Source organism: Streptomyces sp. NPDC048584 (assembly GCF_043199595.1).
GTDB classification, from domain to species: domain Bacteria; phylum Actinomycetota; class Actinomycetes; order Streptomycetales; family Streptomycetaceae; genus Streptomyces; species Streptomyces edwardsiae.
On record NZ_JBICWF010000026.1, the window covers coordinates 1 to 23997 of the forward strand.

Annotated in this window: 22 protein-coding genes; 14 read left to right on the forward strand and 8 right to left on the reverse strand. The window is 72.9% G+C overall.

Features of this window, described 5'->3' with window-relative positions:
• Positions 1-144: 144 nt before the first annotated feature.
• Together ACGFR9_RS34825 and ACGFR9_RS34830 are read right to left on the reverse strand one after the other, a co-directional pair.
• Positions 145-1095, reverse strand: a complete 951-nt coding sequence (locus ACGFR9_RS34825) for an NAD(P)-dependent oxidoreductase (RefSeq protein ID WP_393216856.1) — start codon at positions 1093-1095, stop codon at positions 145-147.
• Positions 1092-2189 carry a tartrate dehydrogenase gene (locus ACGFR9_RS34830; RefSeq protein WP_393216858.1) on the reverse strand — a complete coding sequence of 366 codons (1098 nt, stop codon included), beginning with the start codon at positions 2187-2189 and terminating at the stop codon, positions 1092-1094. The genes ACGFR9_RS34825 and ACGFR9_RS34830 overlap by 4 nt, the downstream gene beginning before the upstream one ends.
• A 153-nt stretch (positions 2190-2342) precedes the next feature.
• On the opposite strand from ACGFR9_RS34830, the gene ACGFR9_RS34835 reads away from it, so the two are divergent.
• The gene (locus ACGFR9_RS34835) at positions 2343-3308 is read left to right on the forward strand and encodes a LysR family transcriptional regulator (RefSeq protein WP_393216860.1); all 966 of its coding nucleotides are present in this window, start codon (positions 2343-2345) and stop codon (positions 3306-3308) included.
• A gap of 240 nt (positions 3309-3548) precedes the next feature.
• On the forward strand, positions 3549-3692 hold the full coding sequence (locus ACGFR9_RS34840; RefSeq protein WP_393216862.1) for a hypothetical protein: 144 nt from the start codon (positions 3549-3551) through the stop codon (positions 3690-3692).
• Here ACGFR9_RS34840 and ACGFR9_RS34845 read toward each other — a convergent pair.
• Complete coding sequence (locus ACGFR9_RS34845) at positions 3689-4537, reverse strand: helix-turn-helix transcriptional regulator (protein WP_393216864.1); 849 nt, start codon at positions 4535-4537, stop codon at positions 3689-3691. The two genes, ACGFR9_RS34840 and ACGFR9_RS34845, sit on opposite strands and share 4 nt — an antisense overlap.
• 101 nt (positions 4538-4638) lie before the next feature.
• Between ACGFR9_RS34845 and ACGFR9_RS34850 the strand changes: the two genes are divergently transcribed.
• The 8 genes from ACGFR9_RS34850 (at position 4639) to ACGFR9_RS34885 (ending at position 15259) form a co-directional block, all read left to right on the forward strand.
• Complete coding sequence (locus ACGFR9_RS34850) at positions 4639-5403, forward strand: SDR family oxidoreductase (RefSeq protein ID WP_393216866.1); 765 nt, start codon at positions 4639-4641, stop codon at positions 5401-5403.
• 88 nt (positions 5404-5491) lie between these two features.
• A complete protein-coding gene (locus ACGFR9_RS34855; protein WP_393216868.1) occupies positions 5492-7099 on the forward strand; it encodes a hypothetical protein in 1608 nt (535 codons plus the stop codon).
• Between the two features lie 141 nt (positions 7100-7240).
• Positions 7241-8461, forward strand: coding sequence for a sensor histidine kinase (locus tag ACGFR9_RS34860; protein ID WP_393216870.1), 1221 nt, complete (start codon positions 7241-7243; stop codon positions 8459-8461).
• Positions 8458-9132 carry a response regulator transcription factor gene (locus tag ACGFR9_RS34865; protein WP_311647157.1) on the forward strand — a complete coding sequence of 225 codons (675 nt, stop codon included), beginning with the start codon at positions 8458-8460 and terminating at the stop codon, positions 9130-9132. Before ACGFR9_RS34860 ends, ACGFR9_RS34865 begins: the two co-directional genes overlap by 4 nt.
• Positions 9133-9261: 129 nt before the next feature.
• Positions 9262-10089: an ABC transporter ATP-binding protein gene (locus tag ACGFR9_RS34870; protein ID WP_393216872.1), complete on the forward strand. Its 828-nt coding sequence runs from the start codon at positions 9262-9264 to the stop codon at positions 10087-10089.
• Positions 10086-12581 (forward strand): ABC transporter permease, encoded by a 2496-nt coding sequence (locus tag ACGFR9_RS34875; protein WP_393216874.1) that lies wholly within the window; start codon positions 10086-10088, stop codon positions 12579-12581. Before ACGFR9_RS34870 ends, ACGFR9_RS34875 begins: the two co-directional genes overlap by 4 nt.
• Before the next feature lie 15 nt (positions 12582-12596).
• Complete coding sequence (locus ACGFR9_RS34880; protein WP_393216876.1) at positions 12597-14048, forward strand: MFS transporter; 1452 nt, start codon at positions 12597-12599, stop codon at positions 14046-14048.
• Positions 14045-15259, forward strand: coding sequence for an FAD-dependent monooxygenase (locus ACGFR9_RS34885; protein WP_393216878.1), 1215 nt, complete (start codon positions 14045-14047; stop codon positions 15257-15259). The genes ACGFR9_RS34880 and ACGFR9_RS34885 overlap by 4 nt, the downstream gene beginning before the upstream one ends.
• Before the next feature lie 52 nt (positions 15260-15311).
• Here the strand turns inward: ACGFR9_RS34885 and ACGFR9_RS34890 are convergent, their stop codons facing one another.
• The gene (locus tag ACGFR9_RS34890) at positions 15312-16388 is read right to left on the reverse strand and encodes an alpha/beta hydrolase (protein WP_393216880.1); all 1077 of its coding nucleotides are present in this window, start codon (positions 16386-16388) and stop codon (positions 15312-15314) included.
• Positions 16385-17416, reverse strand: coding sequence for a protein kinase family protein (locus ACGFR9_RS34895; RefSeq protein ID WP_393216882.1), 1032 nt, complete (start codon positions 17414-17416; stop codon positions 16385-16387). The genes ACGFR9_RS34890 and ACGFR9_RS34895 overlap by 4 nt, the downstream gene beginning before the upstream one ends.
• A 206-nt stretch (positions 17417-17622) precedes the next feature.
• Between ACGFR9_RS34895 and ACGFR9_RS34900 the strand changes: the two genes are divergently transcribed.
• Positions 17623-18459 carry an endonuclease/exonuclease/phosphatase family protein gene (locus tag ACGFR9_RS34900; RefSeq protein WP_393216884.1) on the forward strand — a complete coding sequence of 279 codons (837 nt, stop codon included), beginning with the start codon at positions 17623-17625 and terminating at the stop codon, positions 18457-18459.
• A 4-nt stretch (positions 18460-18463) separates the two neighbouring features.
• Positions 18464-19267: a class I SAM-dependent methyltransferase gene (locus tag ACGFR9_RS34905; protein ID WP_393216885.1), complete on the forward strand. Its 804-nt coding sequence runs from the start codon at positions 18464-18466 to the stop codon at positions 19265-19267.
• Positions 19268-19539: 272 nt separating this feature from the next.
• Here ACGFR9_RS34905 and ACGFR9_RS34910 read toward each other — a convergent pair whose 3' ends face one another.
• Positions 19540-20079, reverse strand: coding sequence for a GNAT family N-acetyltransferase (locus tag ACGFR9_RS34910; RefSeq protein WP_393216887.1), 540 nt, complete (start codon positions 20077-20079; stop codon positions 19540-19542).
• 65 nt (positions 20080-20144) lie between these two features.
• Entirely contained in the window at positions 20145-21173 is a 1029-nt protein-coding gene (locus tag ACGFR9_RS34915; protein WP_393216889.1) for a hypothetical protein, read from the reverse strand.
• 95 nt (positions 21174-21268) lie between these two features.
• Between ACGFR9_RS34915 and ACGFR9_RS34920 the strand changes: the two genes are divergently transcribed.
• On the forward strand, positions 21269-21916 hold the full coding sequence (locus tag ACGFR9_RS34920) for a TetR/AcrR family transcriptional regulator (RefSeq protein ID WP_393216891.1): 648 nt from the start codon (positions 21269-21271) through the stop codon (positions 21914-21916).
• Between the two features lie 172 nt (positions 21917-22088).
• Entirely contained in the window at positions 22089-22433 is a 345-nt protein-coding gene (locus ACGFR9_RS34925; protein ID WP_393216893.1) for an antibiotic biosynthesis monooxygenase family protein, read from the forward strand.
• A 23-nt stretch (positions 22434-22456) separates the two neighbouring features.
• Here ACGFR9_RS34925 and ACGFR9_RS34930 read toward each other — a convergent pair whose 3' ends face one another.
• The gene (locus tag ACGFR9_RS34930) at positions 22457-23974 is read right to left on the reverse strand and encodes an MFS transporter (RefSeq protein ID WP_393216895.1); all 1518 of its coding nucleotides are present in this window, start codon (positions 23972-23974) and stop codon (positions 22457-22459) included.
• Positions 23975-23997 lie beyond the last annotated feature (23 nt).

A 23997-nucleotide genomic window follows, 5' to 3' on the forward strand; every position in this document is an offset into this window, starting at 1 on the left:
GGGGTTCCCGGGCCGCCCCCCCCCCCGGGCCCGGCCCCCCCCCCCCGGGGCGGCCCCCCCCCCCCCCCCGGGCCCCCGCCCGGGGGGGGGGGGCCCCCCCCCCGGGGGGGCGCCCCCCCGGCTGTTGGTGTGCGGGACTGTCCGTCAGGTGACGGCGAAACGGGCCCGGCCCCGGAGCGCGGCCACGAGTTCGGCGGCACCGGCCAGACCGGCCGCCCTGCGGGCCTGCGCGGTCTGGCCCGCGAGATGGGAGTAGACGGTGATCCCCTCGACGCCCCGCAGCGGACTGTCCGCCGGGAGCGGTTCCGACACCACCACATCGAGCGCCGCCCCCGCGATGGTGCCGTTCCGTACGGCGTCCGCGAGCGCCCGCTCGTCGACGACGGCTCCCCGGGCGGTGTTGACCAGCACGGCCGTCGGCTTCATCCGCGCGAAGGCGGAGGCGTCGAACATGCCCCGGCTCCGGTCGGTGAGCGCCGTATGGACCGAGACGTAGTCGGACACGGCCAGCAGCTCGGTGAAGGGCACGAAGCGCACCGGGCCGTCATCGCGCAGGCCCGCGGGAACACCCGTCGTGCACACGACGTCCATCCCGAACGCCCGGGCGAGCGGAACCACGGCACGGGCGGCCGCGCCATAGCCGACCAGTCCGAGGGTCGCTCCCCGCAGCTCCCGACCGTCACCGCGGGGCCAGCCGCCCGCGGCCACGCCCACGGCGCTCTCGACGAGCCGGCGCGCCGCGGCGAGCAGCAGCCCCATCGTGTACTCGGCCACCGCGCCCGCGTTGATGCCGGGCAGGTTGCTCACACTGATCCCGAGCCGGGCCGCCGCCCCGACGTCGACGGAGTCGTAGCCGACGCCGGTGCGCACCACGACGCGCAACTCCGGTGCCCGCCCGAGGACATCGGCGGTCATCGGATCGTGTCCGATGAGCGCCGCCTGCGCTCCGGCGAGCGCTGCCACGAGTTCCTCCGGACCGTGCCGCCCGGCCATCGGCGCGTGGTGGGTCGTCAGGCCCGCCGCGACGAGGTAGGCGTCCACCTCGTCGCCGGGGCGCAGATAGTCGGTGGTGATCAGGACCCGCGGCACGCTCATCCCTCCTTCCGGTGCTGCCCGGACGTGATGTGTTCGGCGATCGCCGCGCCCAGCGCCGTCGTCGTCGCCGTGCCGCCGAGGTCGGGCGTGAGCACGTCCGGCCGCCGCTCCAGGACCGACTCCACGGCGGCGAGGACCCCTGCCGCGGCCGCCGTCTCGCCGAGGTGCTCCAGCATCATCGCCCCGCTCCAGATCTGCCCGACCGGGTTGGCGATGCCGAGTCCCGCGATGTCCGGCGCGGACCCGTGCACCGGCTCGAACAGGCTCGGGTGCTCGCGTTCGGGGTTGATGTTGGCGCTGGGCGCGATACCGATGGTGCCGGTGCAGGCCGGGCCCAGGTCGGAGAGGATGTCGCCGAACAGGTTGCTGGCCACCACGACGTCGTAACGCTCGGGCTGGAGGACGAACTTGGCCGCCAGGATGTCGATGTGGTCCTTGTCCGCGGTCACTTGGGGATACCGCAGCGCCATCTCGGCCGCGCGCTCGTCCCAGTAGGGCATGGAGATCGAGATACCGTTGCTCTTGGTGGCCCAGGTCAGATGCCGCTCCGGGCGGGAGCCGGCGAGCTCGAAGGCGTAACGCAGCACCCGGTCGACGCCCGTGCGGGTCATCACGGTCTCCTGCAGCACCGTCTCCCGCTCGGTGCCCTCGAAGATGCGCCCGCCGATGCTGGAGTACTCGCCCTCGGTGTTCTCCCGGACCACGTAGAAGTCGATGTCCCCGGGCCCGTGGTCACGCAGCGGACCCCGCACCCCGCGCAGCAGCCGGACCGGCCGCAGATTGACGTACTGGTCGAACCCGCGCCGCAGCTGCAGCAGACTGCCCCACAGCGACACATGGTCCGGCACGGCCTCCGGCCACCCCACGGCACCGAAGAAGATCGCGTCGAAGCCGCCCAGCACCTCACGCCAGTCCTTCGGCATCATCTCGCCGTGCCGCAGCCAGTACTCGGCGCTGGCGAAGCCGAACTCCTCCACGTCGAGGGCGAAGCCGTACGCGTCGGCCGCGGCGCGCAGACACCGCAGTCCTTCGGGTACGACCTCCTTGCCGATGCCGTCTCCGGGCACGGCGGCGATACGGTAACGCTGTGGCACGACTGCTGCTCCTCGCTCTGCTCGCCGAGCACACCGGCACACCCGGTGGCCTGTGCGGACTCCCACTGTCGACCGCTGGGTGAGCCGCCACAACGAGTCACCGGGCAACATGGGTTTTCCCTGGCGGAAAGCCCTGTGAGAGGCGGGCACGGCATGAACACGTCGATCGACGACCTGCGGTTCTTCCAGGCCGTGGCGGCCAGCGAGACGCTCACGGCGGCGGCGCGCCGGCTCGGCAGCTCGCTGCCGGTGGTCAGCAAGCGGCTGAGCGCGCTCGAGCGGCGCCTCGACGTGCGTCTCGTCCAGCGGGGCACCCGCAGGCTGGTGCTCACCTCGGAGGGCACGCTGTACGCGCGCGGGCTCGACTCGATCCTCGCCCGGTTGCGGGAGCTCGAGGACATCGTCACCGAGGGCTCCGGGGAGCTGCGGGGCTCGCTCGTCGTCCAGGCGACCCTCGGTCTGGGCCGCGACCATGTCGCCCCGCTCGTCGCACAGTTCGCGGCGCGGCATCCGCACCTCCAGGTGCAGTTGCACACCTCGGCGCTGCCCCTGCGGCCGCACCGGCGGGAGTTCGACGTGGCCGTGCACGTCGGCAGCCCGTCCGACTCCTCCCTGCGGATGCGCCGGCTGGCGGAGAACCGCCGCGTGCCGTGCGCGGCGCCGTCGTACCTCGAGCGGCGCGGCACACCCGAGCGGGTCGAGGACCTCGCGCACCACGACTGCATCGTGCTGCGCGAGAACGAGGGGGACTACGCGCTCTGGCGGTTCGGGGAGGCCGGTGACGTCCGCCAGGTGCGGGTGCGTGGCTCCCTGTCGAGCAACGACGGAGGCATCGTGACCGACTGGGCACGGCAGGGCAGAGGGGTGATCATGCGCTCCGAGTGGCATGTCCGGCCCCACGTCGAGAGCGGCGAGCTGGTCCGGGTGCTGCCCCATGTCCCCACACCCGCGGCCGATGTGTACGCCCTGTACGAGGACGACGGACACGTCCCGCGCCGGGTGACCGAGCTGATCGAACACCTCGCCGCCGGGCTGCCGGACCGGCTGCGGGGGAATGAGACAGCCCAGGGCGTGCAGTCGAGGGTGCCTATCGATGACGAGAGTGTGCGGGGCCCCTGACGGAGACCGCCGTCCGGGCGGCCGGTGACATCGGGGTCGTCCAGGCGCGGCTGAGACACCGGCTGATGGCGCTGGAGACGGCGGAGGCCACGGAACTCACCCCGACGCGGCCCGGTGCTGCACCGCCTCGCCTTCGCGGCCCCGTCTGCGCCAGCGCCCTCGCCGCCGCCGAGGGCGTACGCCCCCAGTCAGTGGGGAAGACCGTCATCGCCCTGGAGAAGGCCCGACCGGTCGACCGCAGTGACGACCCCGACGACGGCCGCCGCAGGCTCGTCTCGATCTCGGCTTCGGCACGTCGGCGGCGTACTCGGGGTGCTGCTGCTCGGCGTGGCCGCCGCCTTCCTGCTGGTGTGCGCGGCGGACCGCTCCCTGAGCCGTCGTTAGCGTTCCGCCCCGGTGAAGCGGTCCAGCCCCAGCACGGCGAGCAGTTGCAGCTTCTCGTGACCCTCGGTGCGCGGCGGAGCCGTGAGCACCAGCAGGGTCTGGGACTGGTCCTCCGTGAACAGTGCCTGGCAGTCCAGTTCGATCGGGCCGAGTTCCGGATGGACGAGCGTCTTGTGGTCCTCGAAGCGCTGCGCCACCTCGTGCCGCGCCCACAACTCGGCGAACTCCTCACTCGCCCGCTGCAGTGTCCGTACGAGCTCACCGGCCCGCGAGCGCGGACCCCGCAGCCCATGGGCGGCACGCAGGTTCGCGACCTGGGCGCGGCTCTGCCGGTCCCGGTCGGCCTCCGGATAGATCAGCCGGTCCGCCGGATCGGTGAACCAGCGGTAGATCGCGCTGCGCGCCGGGCCGGTATGCCGCGACGCGTCCCCGAACAGGGCGGCGGCCATCCGGTTCTGCACCAGCGTCTCGCCCAGGTCGGTCAGGATCAGCGCCGGCGTGTCGTCGAGCCGGTCCAGCACCCGCAGCAGCGCCGGTGCGACATGCGGGGACGCCGACAGCGACGCCGGCGCGTTGTGCCCCGCCACCCGGTACAGATAGTCGCGCTCGTCACCGGTCAGCCGCAGCGCCCGGGCGAGCGAGGCCAGCATCTGCTCACTGGGCTGCGGCCCGCGCCGCTGCTCCAGCCGCGTGTAGTAGTCGGTCGACATCACGGCGAGCGAGGCGACCTCCTCGCGCCGCAGACCCTGGGTCCGGCGGCGAGCGCCGGTGGGAAGACCGAGGTCCTCCGGCCGCAGCGCCTCGCGGCGGCGGCGCAGGAAGTCGGCCAGAGCTGCACGGTCCATACGGTCGATTATCGACCGGCGCGGGTGGCGCAGCCAGGGATCGCCGATCCCCCGACAACCGGTCTCTGCCCCCGCCGCGGGGGAGTGGCGACGATCGGTGCATGAACATCTCCGGAAACACCGTCTTCATCCCCGGCTCCACCAGCGGCATCGGCCTCGCCCTCGCCCTGGAACTGAGGGCCAGGGGCAACACCGTCATCGTCGGCGGCCGGCGCACCGAGCGGCTGGAACGGATCGCCGCCGAACACCCCGGCATCGACACCGTACGCATCGACACCACCGACGCCGCGAGCGTCACCGCCGCCGCGCAGCAGGTCCTGGCCGATCACCCCGACCTCAACGTCCTCGTCACCATGGCCGGTGTGATGCACGTCGAGGACTGGCGCGACCCCGCGTCGTTCCTCGCCACCGCCGAGGCCACGGTGACGACGAACGTCCTCGGCCCGATCCGCCTCATCGCCGCGTTCGTCGAACATCTGCGGGGCCGGCCGGACGCCACCCTCATGACCGTCTCCTCCGGCCTGGCGTTCGCGCCGCTCAGGGCGACGCCGAGCTACAACGCGTCGAAGGCGGCGATCCACATGCTCAGCGAATCCGTCCGGCTGCAGCTCGCCGGCACCTCCGTGAAGGTCGTGGAACTCGAACCGCCGTCCGTACGCACCGCGCTGCTGCCCGGCCAGGAGACCAACGAACTCGCCATGCCCCTCGACGAGTTCATCGAGGAGGCCGTCGGCCTCCTCGAAACCAGGCCCGACGCCGAGGAGATCCAGGTCGAGCGGGTGAAGTTCCTGCGCTACGGCGAGGCACGCGGGGACTACGACCAGGTCGTCGCAACGCTCAACGGCTCCGACCCGCACGGCAAGTAGACCGCCGGACGCGTCCATGACGGGTTGTCAGTGCCGCGCCGTACGCTGCCGGAGGCAGGTGCGGTTCTGACAACCGAGGGGGTTCACCGTGCGCAGGCCGGTCGCGGGAGAGGTGCACGTTCACTACGGTCAGATCCACGTCGAGAGCGACCCGGACGGTTTCGGCCCCGGCCTCGCGGAGGCGTTCGCCGGGCAGGGCGCCGGGCTGTGCGGGGCGGCGGTCCCCGGGGCGCTGTGGCTGAGCACCGGACTGCACACGGGCAACGTCGGCTTCACCGTCGAGGTGCACGACCAGGCCCCGCCGCTGGACCCCTCCTGGGAGGAGGCCGTGGAGGTGTCCTTCCGCCCCCTCTCGGACGACAGCTCTCTCGTGCAATGGGCGGGCGAGGCCGCGTGGCCGCTGGATCTGGAGGAGACCGACTACCGGGTGCGCTACTGCGCGAAGGGCATGGACGCGGGACATCGTGAGGACACGCGGCTGAGCGAGGAGCCCCCGCTGGACGAGTACCTCCTGCAGTTCTGGCCCGCCCCGCCCGCCCCGGACCGCATCCTCGGACAGACCTCGGAGATCGCGGCCTACTGGCACGGCCACGCCCGCCGGCAGCCACCCCCTCCCACCCCCGCCGAGCGCGCCGAGGCCGAACGGCAGGCCCGCCTCGCGGAGGAACGAGCGGCGGCGGAGCGGCGGCTCGCCCACGAGAAGCGGCAGTGGGGCGGCCAACCGCCCAGCCAGGCCCTGCGCGACGTCGGGGGCAATGTGCGCGGACTGGTCGCCTTCGACCCCGGCCTGGTCCACGCCATCGACGCCGCCGGCCCCGAGGCCCAGCGTGCGACCGCCCTGCTGGCCGCACGCCTCGCCTGCTCGACGGCCGGCCTCACGGAGGTCGGCTGGATCGCCGAAGGCCTCACCGCCCTGACCGGGGGACGCCCCCTGCCACCGCCCTTCGACGACACCGAGGAGATGTGGCGGGCCCTGGCATCCGACCCCGACGTCCCCGACCGGACCGTCGCCCGAGCGGTCCCGCCCCGGCTGCCCCCGTTACAGCCGCTCACTCGGGCCGAAGGCACGACGCCCGTACTCCGGCTCGCCACCCGTGCCGGTGTCCCGGCACCCGCGCCCCGGCCCCGCGCCCGCGAGGAGGTCCCGGCACCCGAGCCCCGGCCCCGCGCCCGCGAGGAGGTCCCGGCACCCGAGCCCCGGCCCCGCGCCCGCGAGGAGGTCCCGGCACCCGCGCCCCGGCCCCGCGACCGCGGCAGGGCCCCGGCACCCGCGCCCCGCGCCGGTGACGAGGTTCCCGCGCCCCGCCGCCGGCCACCCGCACCGATCGTGGGCCCCGCGGCCGGCGTGCTGAAGTGGCGGGCGGCGCCCGGCCCGCCGGTGCCGGAATCCCGTGAGGCGACGTCGTACGAGGTGAGGGTCACCATCGGCGAACCCGATCCCTCCCTGCGGATGTCCCAGCCGCACATGGCCCTCCCCGCACTCCTCGGCGCCGCCGACCCCGACCCGCTGCGGGCGGCCCTCGACGCGGTGTTCGCGGCCGTCGCCGCCTACGGTGAGGACCACCCCACCCTCCTGCGCGAGATACGGTCCGCCCTCCCTGAACAGCCGTGGCCACCGGCACCGTCCACCCGCCCGGTCGCCGCGGGGCTGAGCGGCCGGGGCCGTCGGGCCGAGGCCGGAGGTGAAGTGCGGTGATGCGGTCGCGGGCCACCGGAGCCCGCGGCAGTCCCCCTCCGCGGCGTCGAGGAGAGACCATGGCCGATCAGTGATCGTCCGCGACCGGCAGTGAGCCCACGCGGGTCATGACGTCCGGCCGCCGCACATAGGGTGGTGACCATGGCCCCGGTGGAGGAAGAACGTCCGCGCGCCCTGCTCGCGGGGGCTTCGCGCCGCTGGGTACGGCTGCTGCCGTGGGGCGTGGCGTTCGTGCTGTGCGTCGCCCTGCTGCCCACCACCATCGTCGTCCTCACCGCCGACTACGGTCTGAACGGCAGTGTCGCGAGCGCCCTGGCCGTCGCCCAGGCCGCGCCGCTGCTCCTCGCCGTCGTACGCCCCCTGCGGGCCTGGTGCGTCGTCCTCGCCGCGGATGTGTCCGGTGCGCTCGCCCTGCTCACCGTGGACTTCGAGGAGCGGCTGCTGTGGCCGTTCCCGCCCATGCAGATCGTCGGCTACATCGGCCTCTGCCTGGCCCTCGGCCTGCGCGAGCGGCGCCGCACCCTGGTACTGGTGTGGCTGACCACGGCGGCCGCGAACATCGGCCTGGGATTCGTCGCGCCCCACGGCACCAGCGCCAGGAACCTGCTGCTGACCATCCTCGGTGGCGTCGCCCTCCTGCTCGCCGCCGCACTCCGCGAACGGTACGAGGTGCAGCGTCGGCTCGCCGAGCAGGAGACCATCAGCGAGGCCGAACGCGAGCGGCGGACCCTGCTGGAGGAACGCGCCCGCATCGCACGCGAACTGCACGACGTGGTGGCACACCACATGTCCGTCATCACCGTGCAGGCGGACACCGCGTCCTACCGCCTCGACGGTCTGCCGCCGGACGTGCGAGAGGAGTTCACCTCCATCGCGGCGACCGCGCGCGAGTCGCTCGGCGAGATGCGACGCCTCCTCGGCGTCCTGCGGAACGAGGAGACGCACGGCGAACTCGTGCCCCAGCCCGGCCTGACCCGGATCGGCCAGCTGGTGGAGGCGACGGCGAGGGCCGGCACACCCGTGGAGTTCACCCCCTGCGACACCGACGTGCCCGAGACGGTCGGCCTCTCCGCCTACCGCATCGTCCAGGAGGCACTGGCCAACGTCGTCCGTCACGCGCCCGGCGCCCCGACCCGGGTCTCCGTGTCGGAGACCGGCGCGCGGATCACCGTCCTCGTCGTCAACGGGCCGCCGCCCCGGCCGCCCGCCGCCCCGCTCGAAACCGGCGGCACCGGGCACGGCCTCGTCGGCATGCGCGAACGGGTCCGGCTCGTCGGCGGCACCCTCGACACGGGCCCGCTGCCCGACGGCGGCTTCCGGGTCGCCGCGCAACTCCCTCTCACCGAAAAGGACCTCACGTGACGACCCGCGTCATCATCGTCGACGACCAGGCCATGGTGCGGGCCGGCTTCGCCGCCCTCCTGGCCGCCCAGAGCGACATCGACGTGGTGGGCGAGGCCCCCGACGGTGCCCAGGGCGTCGAACTGAGCCGGCGCACCCGTCCCGACGTCGTGCTGATGGACGTACGGATGCCCGAGATGGACGGACTCGAGGCCGCGCGCCGCCTCCTCGACCCTCCGAAGGGCGTGACCCACCGGCCGAGGGTCCTGATGCTCACCACCTTCGACGTCGACGACTACGTCTACGAGGCACTGCGGGCGGGCGCCAGCGGCTTCCTGCTCAAGGACGCGCCACCGGCCGACCTCATCGCGGCGGTACGCGTCGTGGCCTCGGGCGACGCGCTGCTCGCCCCCTCCGTCACCCGCCGCCTGATCGCGGACTTCGCCCAGCAGCGCCCCGCCGCCCGGCGCAAGCCCGCACTGCGTCTCAAGGCCCTCACGGAACGCGAGACCGAGGTCCTCACCCTGGTCGCCCGCGGCCGGTCCAACACGGAGATCGCGGCGCTGCTGGTGCTCGCCGAACAGACGGTGAAGACCCATGTGAGCCGCGTCCTCACCAAACTCGACCTGCGCGACCGCGCCCAGGCGGTCGTCTTCGCCTACGAATCGGGGCTGGTGGTCCCGGGCGAGTAGGACTCCCGGCCTCCTCCACCCCCTACCGGGGTATCACCCCCACATTGGCTCCCGGGTATGACGCCCGGCGGCCGGCCGCCCCCGCACTCTCTCCCCCGTCAGCAGGAGAACAGTGCGAGAGGACGGAACATGAGGCTACGCAGCGGCAGGCGACAGAAGGCGGACGACCGGACGGAGGCCGCACCGGCCGCCACCCCCGGTCTCGCCGTCGAACTGCGCGGTGTCCGGCGGCAGTACGGCCGTGGCGCGAGCGCCGTACACGCCCTCGCGGGCGTCGAACTCGGCCTCCCCCACGGCACGTTCACCGCGGTCATGGGCCCCTCCGGGTCCGGCAAGTCCACCTTCCTGCAGTGCGCGGCCGGACTCGACCGGCCCACCGCGGGATCCGTACGCCTCGGCGGTACGGAGATCACCGGCATGAACGAGAACGAACTCACCGAACTCCGCCGCAGCCGCCTCGGCTTCGTCTTCCAGGCGTTCAATCTGCTGCCGTCGCTGACCGTGGAGCAGAACGTCCTGCTCCCCATGCGGCTGGCCGGGCAGCGTCAGGACCGGGGCCGGGCCGCCGAGGTGCTCGCCCAGGTCGGGCTCGCCGACAAGGCGCGGCGCCGGCCCGGCGAACTGTCCGGCGGCCAGCAGCAGCGCGTGGCCGTCGCCCGCGCCCTGGTCACCGGCCCCGACGTGATCTTCGCCGACGAGCCCACCGGCGCCCTCGACACCGGCACCGCCGCCGAGGTCCTCGGACTGCTGCGGAACGCGGTGGACACCCTCGGTGCCACCGTCGTCATGGTCACCCACGACCCGGCCGCGGCCGCCTGGGCCGACCGTGTGCTGTTCCTCGCCGACGGCGTCTTCGCCGACCGGCTCGAGCGTGGTTCGGCGGAGCGGATCGCCGCGCGGATGACGGCGCTCACGGGCCGTACGCGGACGATGGCCGGGGCGGGGGCGGCGGCATGAGCGTCAAGCCCAACGGCCTCGCCCGCGCGGCCGTGCGTTTCAAACCCGCCTCGTTCGCGGGCACGTTCGTCGCGCTGATGATGTCGGCGCTGATCGTCGCGGCCTGCGGTGTCCTCCTGGAGACCGGTCTGCGCGCCTCCGTGCCGGCCGAGCGGTACGCGGACGCGCCGGTCGTCGCGGCGGCCGACCAGTCCGCGCGCGTCGTCGCCGACACCATCGACGGCCCCGAGGAGACCGCGTACCCGCTGCCGGACACCGCCCGCGTGGACACGGGGCTCGCGGCGAAGGCCGCCACGGTGCCGGGCGCGGCCACCGCCGTACCCGACTTCACCTTCCCGGTCCGCCAGGGCGCCTCCGGTGCGCTCACCGGCCACGGCTGGGGCTCGCACGCCTTCACCGGGACCGCGCTGACCAGGGGCGCCGCGCCGCACGCGGGCGAGGTCGTCCTCGGCGCCACCGCGGCCCGTACCGCGAAGGCCGGCGTCGGCGACACCGTCGTACTGGAGACGGCCGACGGCCGTACCGGCTTCCGGGTGTCCGGGCTGGCCGAGGCCGGCGCGGGAGACACCACCGGCGGGGCCACGGCCTGGTTCGCGGACGCCGAGGCGTCCGTGCTGGCCGGGCACCCCGGCAAGGCCGACGCCATCGCCGTCATGGCCGAGGACGGCGTCGACCCGGACACCCTCGCCACCGCCGTCGGCAAGGCCCTCACCGGCTCCGGCGCACAGGCGCTGACCGGCGACGACCGCGGCGAGGTCGAGGACCACGGCCTGGCCTACGCCAAGGAGACCCTCTTCGCGGTCGGCGGCTCCTTCGGCGGCATCGCCACCCTGGTCGCCGTCTTCACCGCCGCCGGCACCGTCGCCCTCTCCGTCGGCCAGCGCACCCGCGAGTTCGCGCTGCTGCGCGCAGTCGGCGCCACCCCCCGCCAGATCCGCCGCGCGGTCGCCGCCGAGGCACTCCTCGTCGCCCCGCTCGCCGGGCTGCTCGGCTGCCTGCCGGGCATCGGACTGGCGCACTGGTGGTTCGGGCAGATGCAGGACCGCGGGGCCGTCCCGCAGGCGGTCGACCTGCACGTCTCCGGATTCCCGCTGCTGGCCGCCGTCGGCGTGGGGCTGCTCACGGCGCTCGGCGCCGGGTGGGCGGCCGGGCGCAGGCCGGCGAGGATCAAGCCGGGGCAGGCGCTGGCCGAGGCCTCGGTGGAGCGGCTGCGGCCGGGCGTCGTCCGTACGGTCCTCGGGCTGGCCGCGGTCGCCGGCGGCTCGACGCTCGCCGGTGTCGCCGCCTCCGCCGCCGGTTCCGACGCCGCGAACGCCTCCCTGGGCGTCGTCATGCTGTTCATGCTGGCCGTCGCCCTGCTCGGGCCGGTCCTGGCCCGGCTGTGCGCGGCGCTCTTCGGACTGCTGCTGCGCGGCGGCGGCGCGTCCGCGTCGCTGGCCGCCGCCAACTCCCGCACCAACGCCCGCCGGCTGGCCTCCGCGATCACCCCGATCGTGCTGGCGATGGCCTTCGCCTCGACGCTCGTCTTCATGCACACCAGCGAGAGCCACGTCGCCTCGGAACAGCTCCGCGACGGCATCACCGCGGACCACGTCGTCACCAGCCCGTCCGGCCTGCCCGCCGACGCCGCCCCCCGTGCCGCCCGCCTCCCCGGCGTCGACGCGGCCGTGGCGCTGCTGCACACGCAGGTGCTGGTCCCCGTCCGGGGCGGCGGCGAGACGTCGCTGCAGGGCACGGCGACCCAGGGCGTCTCGGGCTCCGGCGCCCAGCTCGCGAAGGTGCAGGACCTGGACGTACGCGACGGCAGCCTGAACCGCGTGGGACCCGGCCGTATCGCCGTCGACACCACGCTCGCCACCGCCACGAGGACCGGACTCGGCGACAGGCTGGCGCTCCTCCTTCCCGACGGCACGAAGGCGTCCCCGGAGGTCGTCGCGATCTACGGCCGCGGTCTGGGCCTGCCCGCGGTGACCATGGACCGCGCGTCCCTGGACGGCCACGTCACATCGCCCTTCGCCGGCACCCTCCTGGTCAGCGGCGGCGACGCCGAGCCGCTCGGCGCGCTCGGCGAGGTCACCGACGCCTCCGGCTACGCCCTCGCACAGAACGTGGACCGGGAGTTCGGCGCCTGGGCCAACTACGTGATGGCCGGCGTCCTGGGCGGCTTCGCCGCCGTCGCCGCGGCCAACACCCTGGTGATGACCGTCCTGGACCGCCGCCGCGAACTGATCACCCTCCGCCTCGTCGGCTCCACCCGCCGCCAGGTGCTGCGCATGCTCGGCTGGGAGAGCCTGCTGGTGTCGGCGGCGGGCGTCGTCCTGGGCACCGCCATCGCCATGATCACGCTCACCCCGATGATGCGCGGCCTGACCGGCGAGTCCCCCCACGTACCGCCGCTGCTGTACGCCGCGTTCGCCGCGGCCGCGGTGTCCCTCGGCCTCGTCGCCGTCACCCTCCCCGCCCGTGGGGCCCTGCGCGACCGGAAGGCGTAGACAATGGAGACCCCGATGCGGCAGAGCGGTACCGACGTACGACTCCACACGCGAGGGAACGGCCGGCTGATCGGCCTGGTCGCCGTCCTGGCGCTGGTGAACTTCGTGGTCGACTCGGCCGTCACCGCGCCGTTGCTCGTCCTCCCGGAGATGCTCGACCATTTCGGCACCGGCCAGGCGGCATGGCTCAACGCCACCGCGATGCTGGCGGGAGTGATGTGGGCACCCCTGCTCGGCAGAAGCGCCGACATCCACGGCAGACGCAAGGTGCTCGTACTGGCGCTGCTCCTCAGCAGCGCGGGTGCCCTGGTGTGCGCCGTGGCGCCCAGCCTCTGGGTGTTCGTGCCGGGGCGCATGTTACAAGGTGCGGCTCTGGCCACCGTCTTCCTCTCCGTCGCGATCGTGCGGGGTGTGTGCGCACCCCGCACCGCGATGATCGTCGTCGGCATCGTGACCTCCGGCTCCGCGGTCCTCAACATCGCGTCCCGTTTCCTCATCGAGGAACTGGCCTCGCAGTTCGGTTTCCAGGTCCTCTTCCTCGTATCGGCGCTCGTCGCGGCCGTCATGGCGGTCTGCGCGCATCACCTCCTTCCCGAGTCCCCGATCAGGACACCGGGCAGGATCGACGTCGGTGGTGCCCTCCTTCTCGGCGGTGGTCTCGCCGGGGTGCTCGGTCACGTCAGCCTCGGCGCGGAGTTCGGCTGGTTCGGCCCCGGCCCCCTGGCCCTCCTCGCCGGCGGCATCACGGCACTGGTGAGGTGGTTCCTGGTCTCGAGCCGGAAGCCCGACCCCCTCATCGACGTGAGGAACCTCGGCCGTCCCCTGATCCTCACGCTCCTTGTCGTCTTTCTCGCCGCCGGCTCGTACCAGAGCATGCTGCAGCTCATCCCCCTCATCGGTGACGTCTCGGCCGGCCGGCACCTCGGTTACGGACTGGCCGACCAGGGATCGGTGGCACTGCTCCTCGCGGCGCCGGGGCTCGGCGTCACCCTCGGAGGCCCCACGGCCGGATGGCTTTCCGCACGCATCGGACCGGCCAGGACACTGGCCGGGTCGATCGTGCTCGGCACGGTCGTCACCATCGGCATGTTCCTCGGCGCCTCGCAGCTCGCCGCCGCGCTCTGCTGCGGCTTCCTGCTGGGCGTCACGGTGGGAGCGCTCGGCACATCCGGCTTCAACATGGCGGGAAACCTCGCGTCCCCCGCGCGCCAGGGCATCGTGTCCAGCCTCGTCATGGTCATGGTGTCGATCGGTTCGGTGGTGCTGAACTTCGTGGGCGCGGCGGTGCTCGAGTCGACCTCCGTGTCCGTCGACGGCGAGACGGTGAACTCGGCCACGGGCGTGTTCAGTTGCATAGCGATCGCCTCCGGCGCGTTCGCGGTCGCCGCGGTACTGGCCCTCCTCCTCGTACGCGGCACGCGCCATGACCGCCCGACGACGGAAACGACCTCAGGAGTTGACGTATGAACGCGAGCACCGCTTCGAAAGGCACGGTCCTGGTGTCCGGCGCCAGCATCGCGGGTACCGCCGTGGCGTTCTGGCTGCACCGGTACGGATTCACGGTGACGGTCGTCGAGAAGGCCACGGGACCGCGGGGCGGCGGGTACCCGATCGACGTGCGCGGCACCGCCGTCGAGGTGGCCCGCCGTATGGGAATCCTGCCGCGACTTCAGCAGGCACACGTCGAGTTGCGCCGGATGACCTTCCTCGACGCGGACGGCGGTACGGCGGCGGTGGTGCACCCGCGGGCGGTGGCCGGCGGCGTCGGGGGACATGACGTCGAGGTGCCGCGCGGCGATCTGGCGGACATCCTGTACGGGACGGTCCGCGACGAGGTGGAGTTCGTCTTCGACGACTCCATCGACACCCTCACCGAACACGAGCACGGTGTCGACGTCACCTTCCGCAGCGGCGCCCGGCGTGACTTCGACCTGGTCCTGGGCGCGGACGGGCTGCACTCGCACACGCGGGAGCTCGTCCACGGCCCCGAGGAGCGGTTCCACCGCCATCTGGGCCACTGCTTCGCCATCTTCACCATGCCCAACACCTTCGGTCTCTCCCACGAGGTACTCATCTGGAACACTCCCGGAAGGGCCGCGGCGCTCTACGCGGTGGGGGACGGCGACGAACTGCACGCCTTCCTCGACTTCACCCACTCGCAGCCCTCGTACGAGTTCCTGCGCGACCCGGAGGCGCAACGCGACCTCGTCACCGCCGTGTTCGCCGACGACGGCTGGGAGATCCCGGCCATGGTCTCCGCCATGCGAGACGCCGACGACCGGTTCTTCGACACCGTGAGCCAGATCCACCTGCCGCGCTGGTCGAGCGGCCGGGTCGCGTTCGTCGGCGACGCCGCCTACGCCCCGTCGTTCCTCACGGGACAGGGGTCCAGCCTCGCCCTCGTCGGCGCCTACATGCTCGCCCACTCCCTGGCCACCCACCGCGACCACGCCGAGGCCTTCGCCGCCTACGAGCGCGACACCCGCGGATTCGTGGAACTGAACCAGTCCCAGGCCGGCAAGGGCGACGCGGCCCTGTTCCCCACCACCGCCGAAGCCCTCGAAAGGCGCAACAACGCCCTGCGCGCCCTCACCACCTCACCACCCCGAGCCGGCCGCGCCGCCCACACGGCCCTCACCCTGCCCGAAGACCTCGGGGACCGGCGAGGGAGCAGCTGAGCCGGATGGGCCCGGCGCCGGTGTCCCGAGGCACTGCTCCGTCCGCCGATCGTCAGCCGCCGGGCTGACCGGGACCCGTACGGGTCACCCAGCACGCGAAGCTCTCGACCGCGTCGCCCACGGCGTGCAGCCGCAGCGAGTGGAAGTAGTCGAAGTTGTGCTGGGTGCCGGGCAGTTCGGCGAAGGCGACCGGTGCGTCGGAGACGGCGGCGAGTTCGTCCGCGAAGCGGCGGGCGTCCGCGGACAGCACCAGCGTGTCCCGGCTGCCGTGCACGATGAGGAAGGGCGGTGCTTCGGCGTGGAGAACGGCGTGCGGCGACGCGCCCTCGCCCGCCGGACCGTAGTAGCCGTACAGTCCGATCGCACCCGAGACCGAGTCGTCGGTCAGCGCGACGGTCGCGGCGAGGTGGGCGCCCGCCGACCCGCCGGCCACGACCACACGGGACGGGTCGGCGCCGAGCTCGCCGGCGTGGTGGCGCAGCCAGGCGATCGCCTGCCTGGCGTCCTCGAGCGAGTCGCCGTACGACGTCCGCAGACGGTAGTTGGCGCTCGCGCAGACCCAGCCCTGCCCGGCCAGGCGGTGGAGCAGCGGCCGCGCGCCGAGCAGCTTGCCGCCCGTCACGAAGCCCCCGCCGTGCAGATACAGCAGGACGGGGGCACCGCGCGGCCGGCTCCGGCGCACGTAGACGTCGAGGCGTTGGGTTCGCGCGTCGCCGTACCGCCGGTTGCGGAGCCGGCGTACGCCCGGCCGCCATGAAACGAACGGCAGCAACAGTACGCGCAGGAGCGGCAGTCGGCGGCGCACCATCCGGATGCCGGGCCCGTCCGCGAGGGCGCCTTCCAGAACTCCTCGTGCCGAGCGTGCGCGGACCGCGAGCGCGACCATGCCGCAGGCAGGGACGGCGGTGAGCGCTGCCGCGAGCCACCACGCGGGCGTGCCGACCCCGGCCGACAGGGTGGGAACCGTGCTCGCGGCCAGCACGACCAGGCCGGGGAACGGCTGCTCGTTGATGAGATACCCCAGCCAGAACCACACGTTCGACCGGCTCGAATGCCGAGGCATCGGAGGCCGCACCGCGGCGAACGTGCACAGCGTCAGCAGTACGACGGACGTGATGAACCCGGTCATCCCGCCCGCCACCTCGTCGCCCGGCTCTCGTGGACGAACCGGTGGGAGAAGTCTCCCATCGCCGCGCCGGCCGGCGCGTGCCGCAACAGGGCCGCCGCCACCCCCGCCGGAACACCCGGCGGCGGGTCCGCCCCCTGCGCCCAGGCGTGCACGAAGGCCCTGCGTTCCTCCGGTTCGTGGCCGAACAGGGCGACGGCCAGCCAGTTCACCAGATGCGTGAACGCGTAACGCCGGTCGTACTCGCGGTGCGCGTCGAGGAACTCGCGCTCGTCCTCCGCGAGTTCGAAACGGGAGGACGTGGCGAGGCCGAAGTCGGTGAGGAAGAGCCGGCGGCCGTCGGTGAGGATGTTCTGGAAGTGGACGTCGAAGTGCGCCAGCCCGCGGGCGTTCATGAACGAGAGACCCGCGTCCAGTTCGCTCTCCACCATGGCACAGGCCCGCTCCGCCGCCTCGCCGCCCGCCTCGACCTGAGTGTTCAGCCAGTCGTGCAGGTTCTGCGGCAGGTACTCCAGGAACAACGTCAGACTCGCCGAGGACTCCCGGAGCGCCTCGACCCGGCGGCGTACCCCCGCTCCGCCTCCCCAATAGGCGACTGCCCGCTCCACATCGGCCAGTTCCCCGGGCAGCGGCCGGCCGGCGTCGGGCAGCACCCGCCAGTGGTACATCAGGGGGAAGCCCTCGTGATCTCCCGCGACCACCCAGTCCGACGTCATCGTGTGCGCGGCCAGCTCCCGCCACGCGCCGAACCCCGGGCTGCCGACGCCGCCGATGCCGTACTGGCAGAAGACCGGCAGCCCGAACAGATTCGCCGTGGAGCGGATGTTCTCCGGCCGTCGCTCCAGATCGGTCAGACGTACCTGCTTGACGAAGACCGGAATCCCCTCGACCTCCATCAGCGCCGACCTGCCGCCGATACCGGAACCGAGCGGCTCGGCGGCGTCCACGGCGTCGCGCAGTCCGCGATCACCGCACAGTGCCAACGACGTGGAGACGGCACCGTACGCCGCCAGTCGAGCACCACGGGACATCTCAGGACTCCGCACCGCCACCTCCGGTCGCCGCCACCTTCTCACGTCGAGGGCCGTCGTCCGCCCCGTTCACATCCCGGGCAGCCCCCGCCGCCGCTGCCCGGTGGGCCGCCGTCGAGCGGATCGACGGCTGCCGGCGACGCCGTCACATATGCTCGTGCACGGCGACGTCGGACGCCCGGTGTGCCGACGGTGAGGAGGCGAAGGTGCTCGGAAGGAGCACGCGATTGCTCGCGGGTGCCGTGCTGGTCGCCTGCATGGTGTTCCTCGGCTCCAGCACACCGTTCGGCACCCCCTCCGCGAGGTCCCTTCCCGCGGACGCCGCCGAGGACGTCGTACCGAACCGGGTGGCGACATGGAACCTCTGCAACCCCTGCGACGCGAGCAACGTCGGCCGGGCGGCGGACATCGCGGAGCACGCCCCGCAGGTCATCGGCATGCAGGAAGCGTGCGTGCGTGACGTCGAGAGCATCCGGCAGCATCTGGAACACCTGCACGGGCTGGTCTACCACGTCAAGTACGGCTCCGTTCTGCGGAACTGGGGCCGCTGCGGGGGAGCGCCGTGGAATCCGGGAGGCTACGGCCAGGCGATCCTCTCGGCCGCGCCGATGACGGACGCCGTCAACGTGGAGTACCCCGACGGAGGTTCCGAGGACCGGGGGTACATGGCCGTCACCACCACGGTGGACGGCAGGTCCGTACGGGTCTTCAACACCCACTTCGCCGAACGGCGCCAGGAAGAGATCCGCGTGGACCAGGCCGCCGTACTCGCCGAGGAGGTCGCACGCCACGACCGTACGATCGTCCTCGGCGACTTCAACGCCGTACCGGCCGCCCCCGAGCTCGCCCCGATGTGGTCCCTGGCCGACGACGCGGACCCCGACTGCCGTCCCTCGTCCAGCGGCACCTGCGAGACGACCACCGACTGGCAGAGCAAGTTCGACTACATCTTCCTCAGGGACGTCACCGCGCTCAACCAGCGAGTGGAACCCAGCCTGTACTCGGACCACGACCTCGTGCACGCCGACCTGGACCTGCGGTGACCGCATGAACGAGGACGAACGGCTCCTCCACGCCTCGTCGTTCGGCGCCGCGGCGGCCGCGTACGCCGAGCACCGTCCCCCCTACGCACGGGCCGCCGTACGCTGGGCGCTGGAGCCCGCGTCCGGCCCGCGCGTACTGGACCTCGGTGCCGGAACCGGCAAGCTCACCGCCGCCCTGGTCGCGCTGGGCGCCGACGTCGTCGCGGTCGAGCCCGACCCGGCGATGCTGACCGAACTGCGCCGCGCACTGCCGGCCGTCCGCGCCCTGGAGGGCAGCGCCGAGGCGATACCGCTCCCGGACGGATCCGTCGACGCCGTACTCGCCGGCAATGCCATGCACTGGTTCGACATGGCCGTCGCGGGACCCGAGATCGCCAGGGTCCTCGTACCCGGCGGCATCCTGGCCGGCCTGTGGAACGTCCTGGACGACCAGGTCGAGTGGGTCGCCGGCCTCGCACGGATCAGCGGGAGCGCGTCCGTCGGGCCGCGTGACACGCCCGCCTCGTGGCGCGCCCAGACGGCCGGCGCGTACCTTCCCGGGAACGGCGCGGCCGCCCGGTTCGGCTCACCGGAACAGGCCGTGTTCCCGCACGGGCAGCGCCGCACCGCCGACTCCCTCGTCGCGACCCTCGCCACCCGCGCGGGGATGCTGGTCATGCCGGAACAGGAACGGCAGGCCACGCTGGGCAGGATCCGCGCCTTCCTCGCGAGCGGACCGGAGACCGCCCACGGCGAGTTCACCCTCCCCATGCTGACCGGTGTGCTGCGCCTCCGGGAAGCCCGGTCGGAAGCGGCCGGGGACGGCTGAGCACAGCTTCGCGACCGTGGCCGCCCGGCCGGAACCGACGTCCCCATGGGACCGGCCGCGGATCGCCGGGCCGTCGGCCTCCTCGGCTACGCCCGGTTCCCGGTCCCCGGCCTGCGCCGCGTGCTCCACACTCCCGGCCGCAACCTGCGCCCCTCCTCCGGCGGCCACACCGTCCTCCACGTCGGACTTCCACCAGGTGGCCGGCGGCCGCGTCGTACGGACCTGGCATCCGGAGGACTACTTCGGGATCGCCACCCGGATCGGCCCGGCCTTCACCCGCGACGTCCGACGCCTGACCGCAGACCGAGCCACTGCTCGGCCTCCCAGGCACGGAACCGCTCCACCTCGGCGAAGCCCAGCTTCGTCGCGAGGCGCATCGAGGCGGCGTTGGCGGTCTGCGTCGTGAGCACCACCGGCTCGCCGGGAAGGGCGCCGTCGAACCAGCCGAGTGCCGCCTCGCACGCTTCGGCCGCGTACCCGAATCCCCACGCCCGCGGCAGGAACAGATAACCGAGGTCGGCCTTTCCCACGGCGGTCGGGCGCAGGTGCCGCGTCGCTCGTCTGAGCAGGATCTGGCCGATCATCGCCCCGTCGAGATCGACGACGAAACTGCCCGGCCACCGCTCGGGCACCTCGGGCAGCTCGCGCTCCAGATCGGCACGGGGACGAGGTCCGCCGAGATAGGCGTGCACCTCCGGCGAGGCCAGCAGTTCCACGAACGCCGCCCGGTCCCGCGCTTCGGGCACACGGAGTACGAGACGCGTGGTTCTGATCGGGGACGGTGGCCAGGCGACGGGGCCGAGGTCTGTCATGCGGCCAACCTACCCAACGGACTTGCCACCGGCGGGAGTTTGCCGGCCCTGCCAACGGCAGGAGGTCAGCCGCCGCGGTAGTGGTCGGCGACCGTGGCGAAGGCGGCCTTGGGCTCCCAGGGCAGATCGGGATAGGTGTCGCCGTTGCGGTCTTCGAAGACCTTGACGATGCCGAGGCTGGCGAGGTCGAGGTCGTCGCGAGGATCTCCGTCGGGGCGGTGGGGCAGGTTGTAGAGCGCGAAGAGGAACACGAAGACGCTGTCGACGCCCTCACTGTCGAAGATCTCCAGCAGCTCGCTCAGATACGCCGCCTGCCCCTCCTCGTCGCGCTCGAGTTCCCGGGTCAGCCGGAGCGGTGCGCCGGTGACCTCGTCGCTGTCCAGCACCTCCATGCTGCGGGGTGCGACGTCACCCGCCCCGCGCCAGGTGGCGGTGCCGAAACCGGTGATGGCGACCGGTCCGGGCCGGGTGACGAGGCCGCGCACACCGTCGCGGAACCGGTCGGCCACCTCCGCGGACCGGATGAGTTCGTAGGTCGTGAAGTCGAACAGGTCCCAGTCGACGCCTTCGAACTGGATGGCGGCGTACGTGACCTTGCCGTGGAAGCGCTCGCGGACCACCGCCACGGCTTCGCGGAGGAAGGAGTCGAGCCGGGCCCCGGCTGCGGCGATCCTCTCGGGCCGGCGGGCCGGGTCGCCCAGCAGCCGGCCGAGTCGCTCGTCGGTGCTGGCGCCTTCGAGGAACCCCCGGTTCATGACACTCAGTTCGACGCCGGTGACGAACACGACCTCGGCTCCCCGGGCCCGGAGCCGCTCGGCCCGCTCCGCACAGTCGGCGATCAGCGTGAGGATCTCGTCCGGCGTCAGCTCCAGCGGGTAGGGCGAGAACCAGATCTCCAGCCCGAGTTCGGCGGCGTGGCGGGCCGCGAGCTCCAGGCGCTCCGGGTCGCCGCCGGTGATGTGGACGGCGTTGCAGTGGAGATCGTCGCGGATGATGGCCAGCTCTCTTCCGACCACGGCGGGGTCGAAGCGTGCCCGGGAGTTGCCACCGTCGCGGACGAAGCCGGTGTCGTAGCAGATGCCTTTGGCTCGCATGCGTTGGACCCTTCTGTCGGGGGGCCTGAGAGTAGAGGCGGAAATTGCGTGCACGCAAGTTTGCGGGCACGCAAAACGACTGGAATACTGCGAGGGTGACGACAAGGCGGACCGGGCTGCGTGAGCAGAAGAAGCAGGCCACCCGAGTGGCCCTGCGGGAGGCGGCACTGCGGCTGGCTCTCGAGCGGGGGCCCGACGCTGTCCGCGTCGAGGACATCGCGGAGGCCGCCGGGGTCTCGCCGAGGACCTACAACAACTACTTCTCCAGTCGCGAACACGCGATCGTCGCCGCCGTCACCGCCGAGCGGGAATCAAGGGTCGCCGCGGCGGTCGCGTCCGGGCCCGCCCATGTCCGCCTCGCCGACGCGTTGACCGAGGCGGTCCTGGACCAGCACATCGCACCGCGTGACCCCGGCGAGCTGCTGCTGATCACCGGCAGCCCCGCCCTGCGTGCCGCGTACCTCGACACCGCGGCGGCGATCGAGGATCCCCTCACCGCCGCGATCGGCCGGCGCCTCGGCGACACCGACACGCTCACGGCCCGGGTGCTCGCGGCGAGCGTGGCAGCCGCGGTGCGCACCGCACTCCAGCAGTGGATCCAGCCTCCGGGCGCACCCCACCCGACCGGCGGGTTCGTCGTGCCGTCCGGCTCGCTGCCCGACCTGCTCCGCTCCGCCCTCGCCGCGCTCACGCCCGCACTTGACGCCGCCGAAGAGCAGGCACGGCAGCACTCGCGCGAGTGAGTCCGGGCCACCGGCGGCTCCCGCGTAACCGACACCCACTCTCCTGTGCCCGAAACGCATGGAGAACAAGCGAGCCAGGCCCAGGTGAGCCGCCGTCAGGCCAGGACCGCCGCGTGGAGCCCGGCCGACTGCGAGACGTGGGAACAGGCCCGTACGGCCTTAGAGTTGGGCCATGAGCAATCATTCGGACGGGCCTGTCGAAGCCTTTGAACCCCCTTACTACGTGGCTGTCTTCACCACGGTGCGAACCCAGGAGCAGAGCGGCTACAGCGAGACCAACGCCCGCATGGAAGCCCTGGTGAAGGACATCCCGGGGTACCTGGGGATGGACCATGCGCAGACGCCGGGCGGGCTGGGCATCACCGTCGGGTACTTCCGGGACGCCGACGCGCTCACGGAGTGGCGCGACAACGCCGAGCACCGCGCGGCGCAAAAGCGCGGGCGAGCCGAGTGGTACGAGACATACACGCTGCACGTGGCGAGAGTGGAGCGGAGCCACGGGTTCACGCGAGCGTAGGTGCGCTGCGCGTGACGGTCGGGTCAGCTCTGCCGTGCGTGCACGGGGTTGTTCGCGACCTCCTCCGGACACTTCCGGTGCGGCTCGCGCCTTCGCCGGTCGCGCCGCCAGTCGTAGCCCGCGAGGGCGAGCGACGTCAGCATCATGGTGAGGGCGGCGCCCAGCGCGACGACCACGGCCGTACGGTAGCCCTCGTTCCCGCCGAGTACCAGGTAGAAGAGACCGGGCAGCGCGGCGGTGCCCACCGCCGCGCCGAGCCGCTGCCCGGTCTGCAGGGCCCCTCCTGCCGCGCCCGCCATCCGCACGGGTACGTCCCGCAGCGTCATGGTGATGTTGGGGGAGACCACGAAGCCCCCGCCGACACCGCCCACGAACAGCGCGGGGGCGGCCAGCCAGGGAGCGATGTCCAGCGGCGCGAAGCGCAGCAGCACCGCGGTGCCGCCCAGCCCGGCGAGCACCCCCGCGAGCCCGCACACCGTGAGCAGCCGGCCGAACCGGTCCACCAGCCGTCCCGATACGACGGCCGCGCCCGCCGAACCGAGCGCGAACGGGGTGACGGCGAGGCCGGACCGCAGCGGCGAGAAGCCGAGGCCGTGCTGGTAGAAGAGGGCGAACACGAGCCAGACACCGCTGAAACCGACGAAGTAGAGGGTGCCGACACCGGCGCCGACGGCGTAGCCGCGCACCGTGGTGAACAGACGCGGGTCGAGCAGCGGACCGGCGCCCCGGGCGACGAGACGGTACTGCCGGCGGACGAAGACCACGAGAAGCGCGCCCCCGGCGGGGAAGAGCCACCACAGCCTGGACAGTCCGCCGGACTCCGCCTGGACCAGCGGATACATGAGCGCGAAGACGCCGAGGCCGAGAAGCAGGACGCCCGGCACGTCCACCTGCCCCCGGCCGGACCGCCGGCTCCGCGGCAGCAGACGGAGTCCCAGCAGGACGGCGAGGACACCGATGGGGACATTGACGTAGAAGATCCAGCGCCAGCCGCCCGGGTGGTCGGCCAGCGCGAGGATGGTGCCGCCGATGAGGGGACCGGAGGCGGAGGAGATGCCGACGGTCGCGCCGAAGTAGCCGAAGGCGCGGCCGCGTTCGGCGCCGCGGAACAGCTGCTGGATGAACGCGGAGTTCTGCGGTGCCATGAATCCCGCCGCCAGCCCCTGGGCGAGCCGGGCCACGATCAGCAGGTCGATGTCCGGGGCGGCCGCGCAGGCGGCACTGAAGACCACGAAACCGCAGAGCGCGACCAGGAAGATACGACGCCGGTCCAGGGCGTCACCGAGCCGGCCCGCGGTGACCAGGGCGAGGGCGAAGGTGAGGGCGTAACCGGACACCACCCACTGGGCCTGCGCGGGAGAGGCGCGCAGATCGTTCTGGACGGTGGGCAGCGCCACCGCCACGATCGTGACGTCCAGCAGGCTCATGAAGCCGGCCACCAAGGTGACCCAGAGGGCCCGCCACCGGTGCGGATCCGGCTGGTACCCGTCCTCGCGGTCACCAGGGCTGTGGTCGTCCGCCCCCGACTCCGACGCTGTCACAAGTGGTCCTCTCCGCAGGGCCC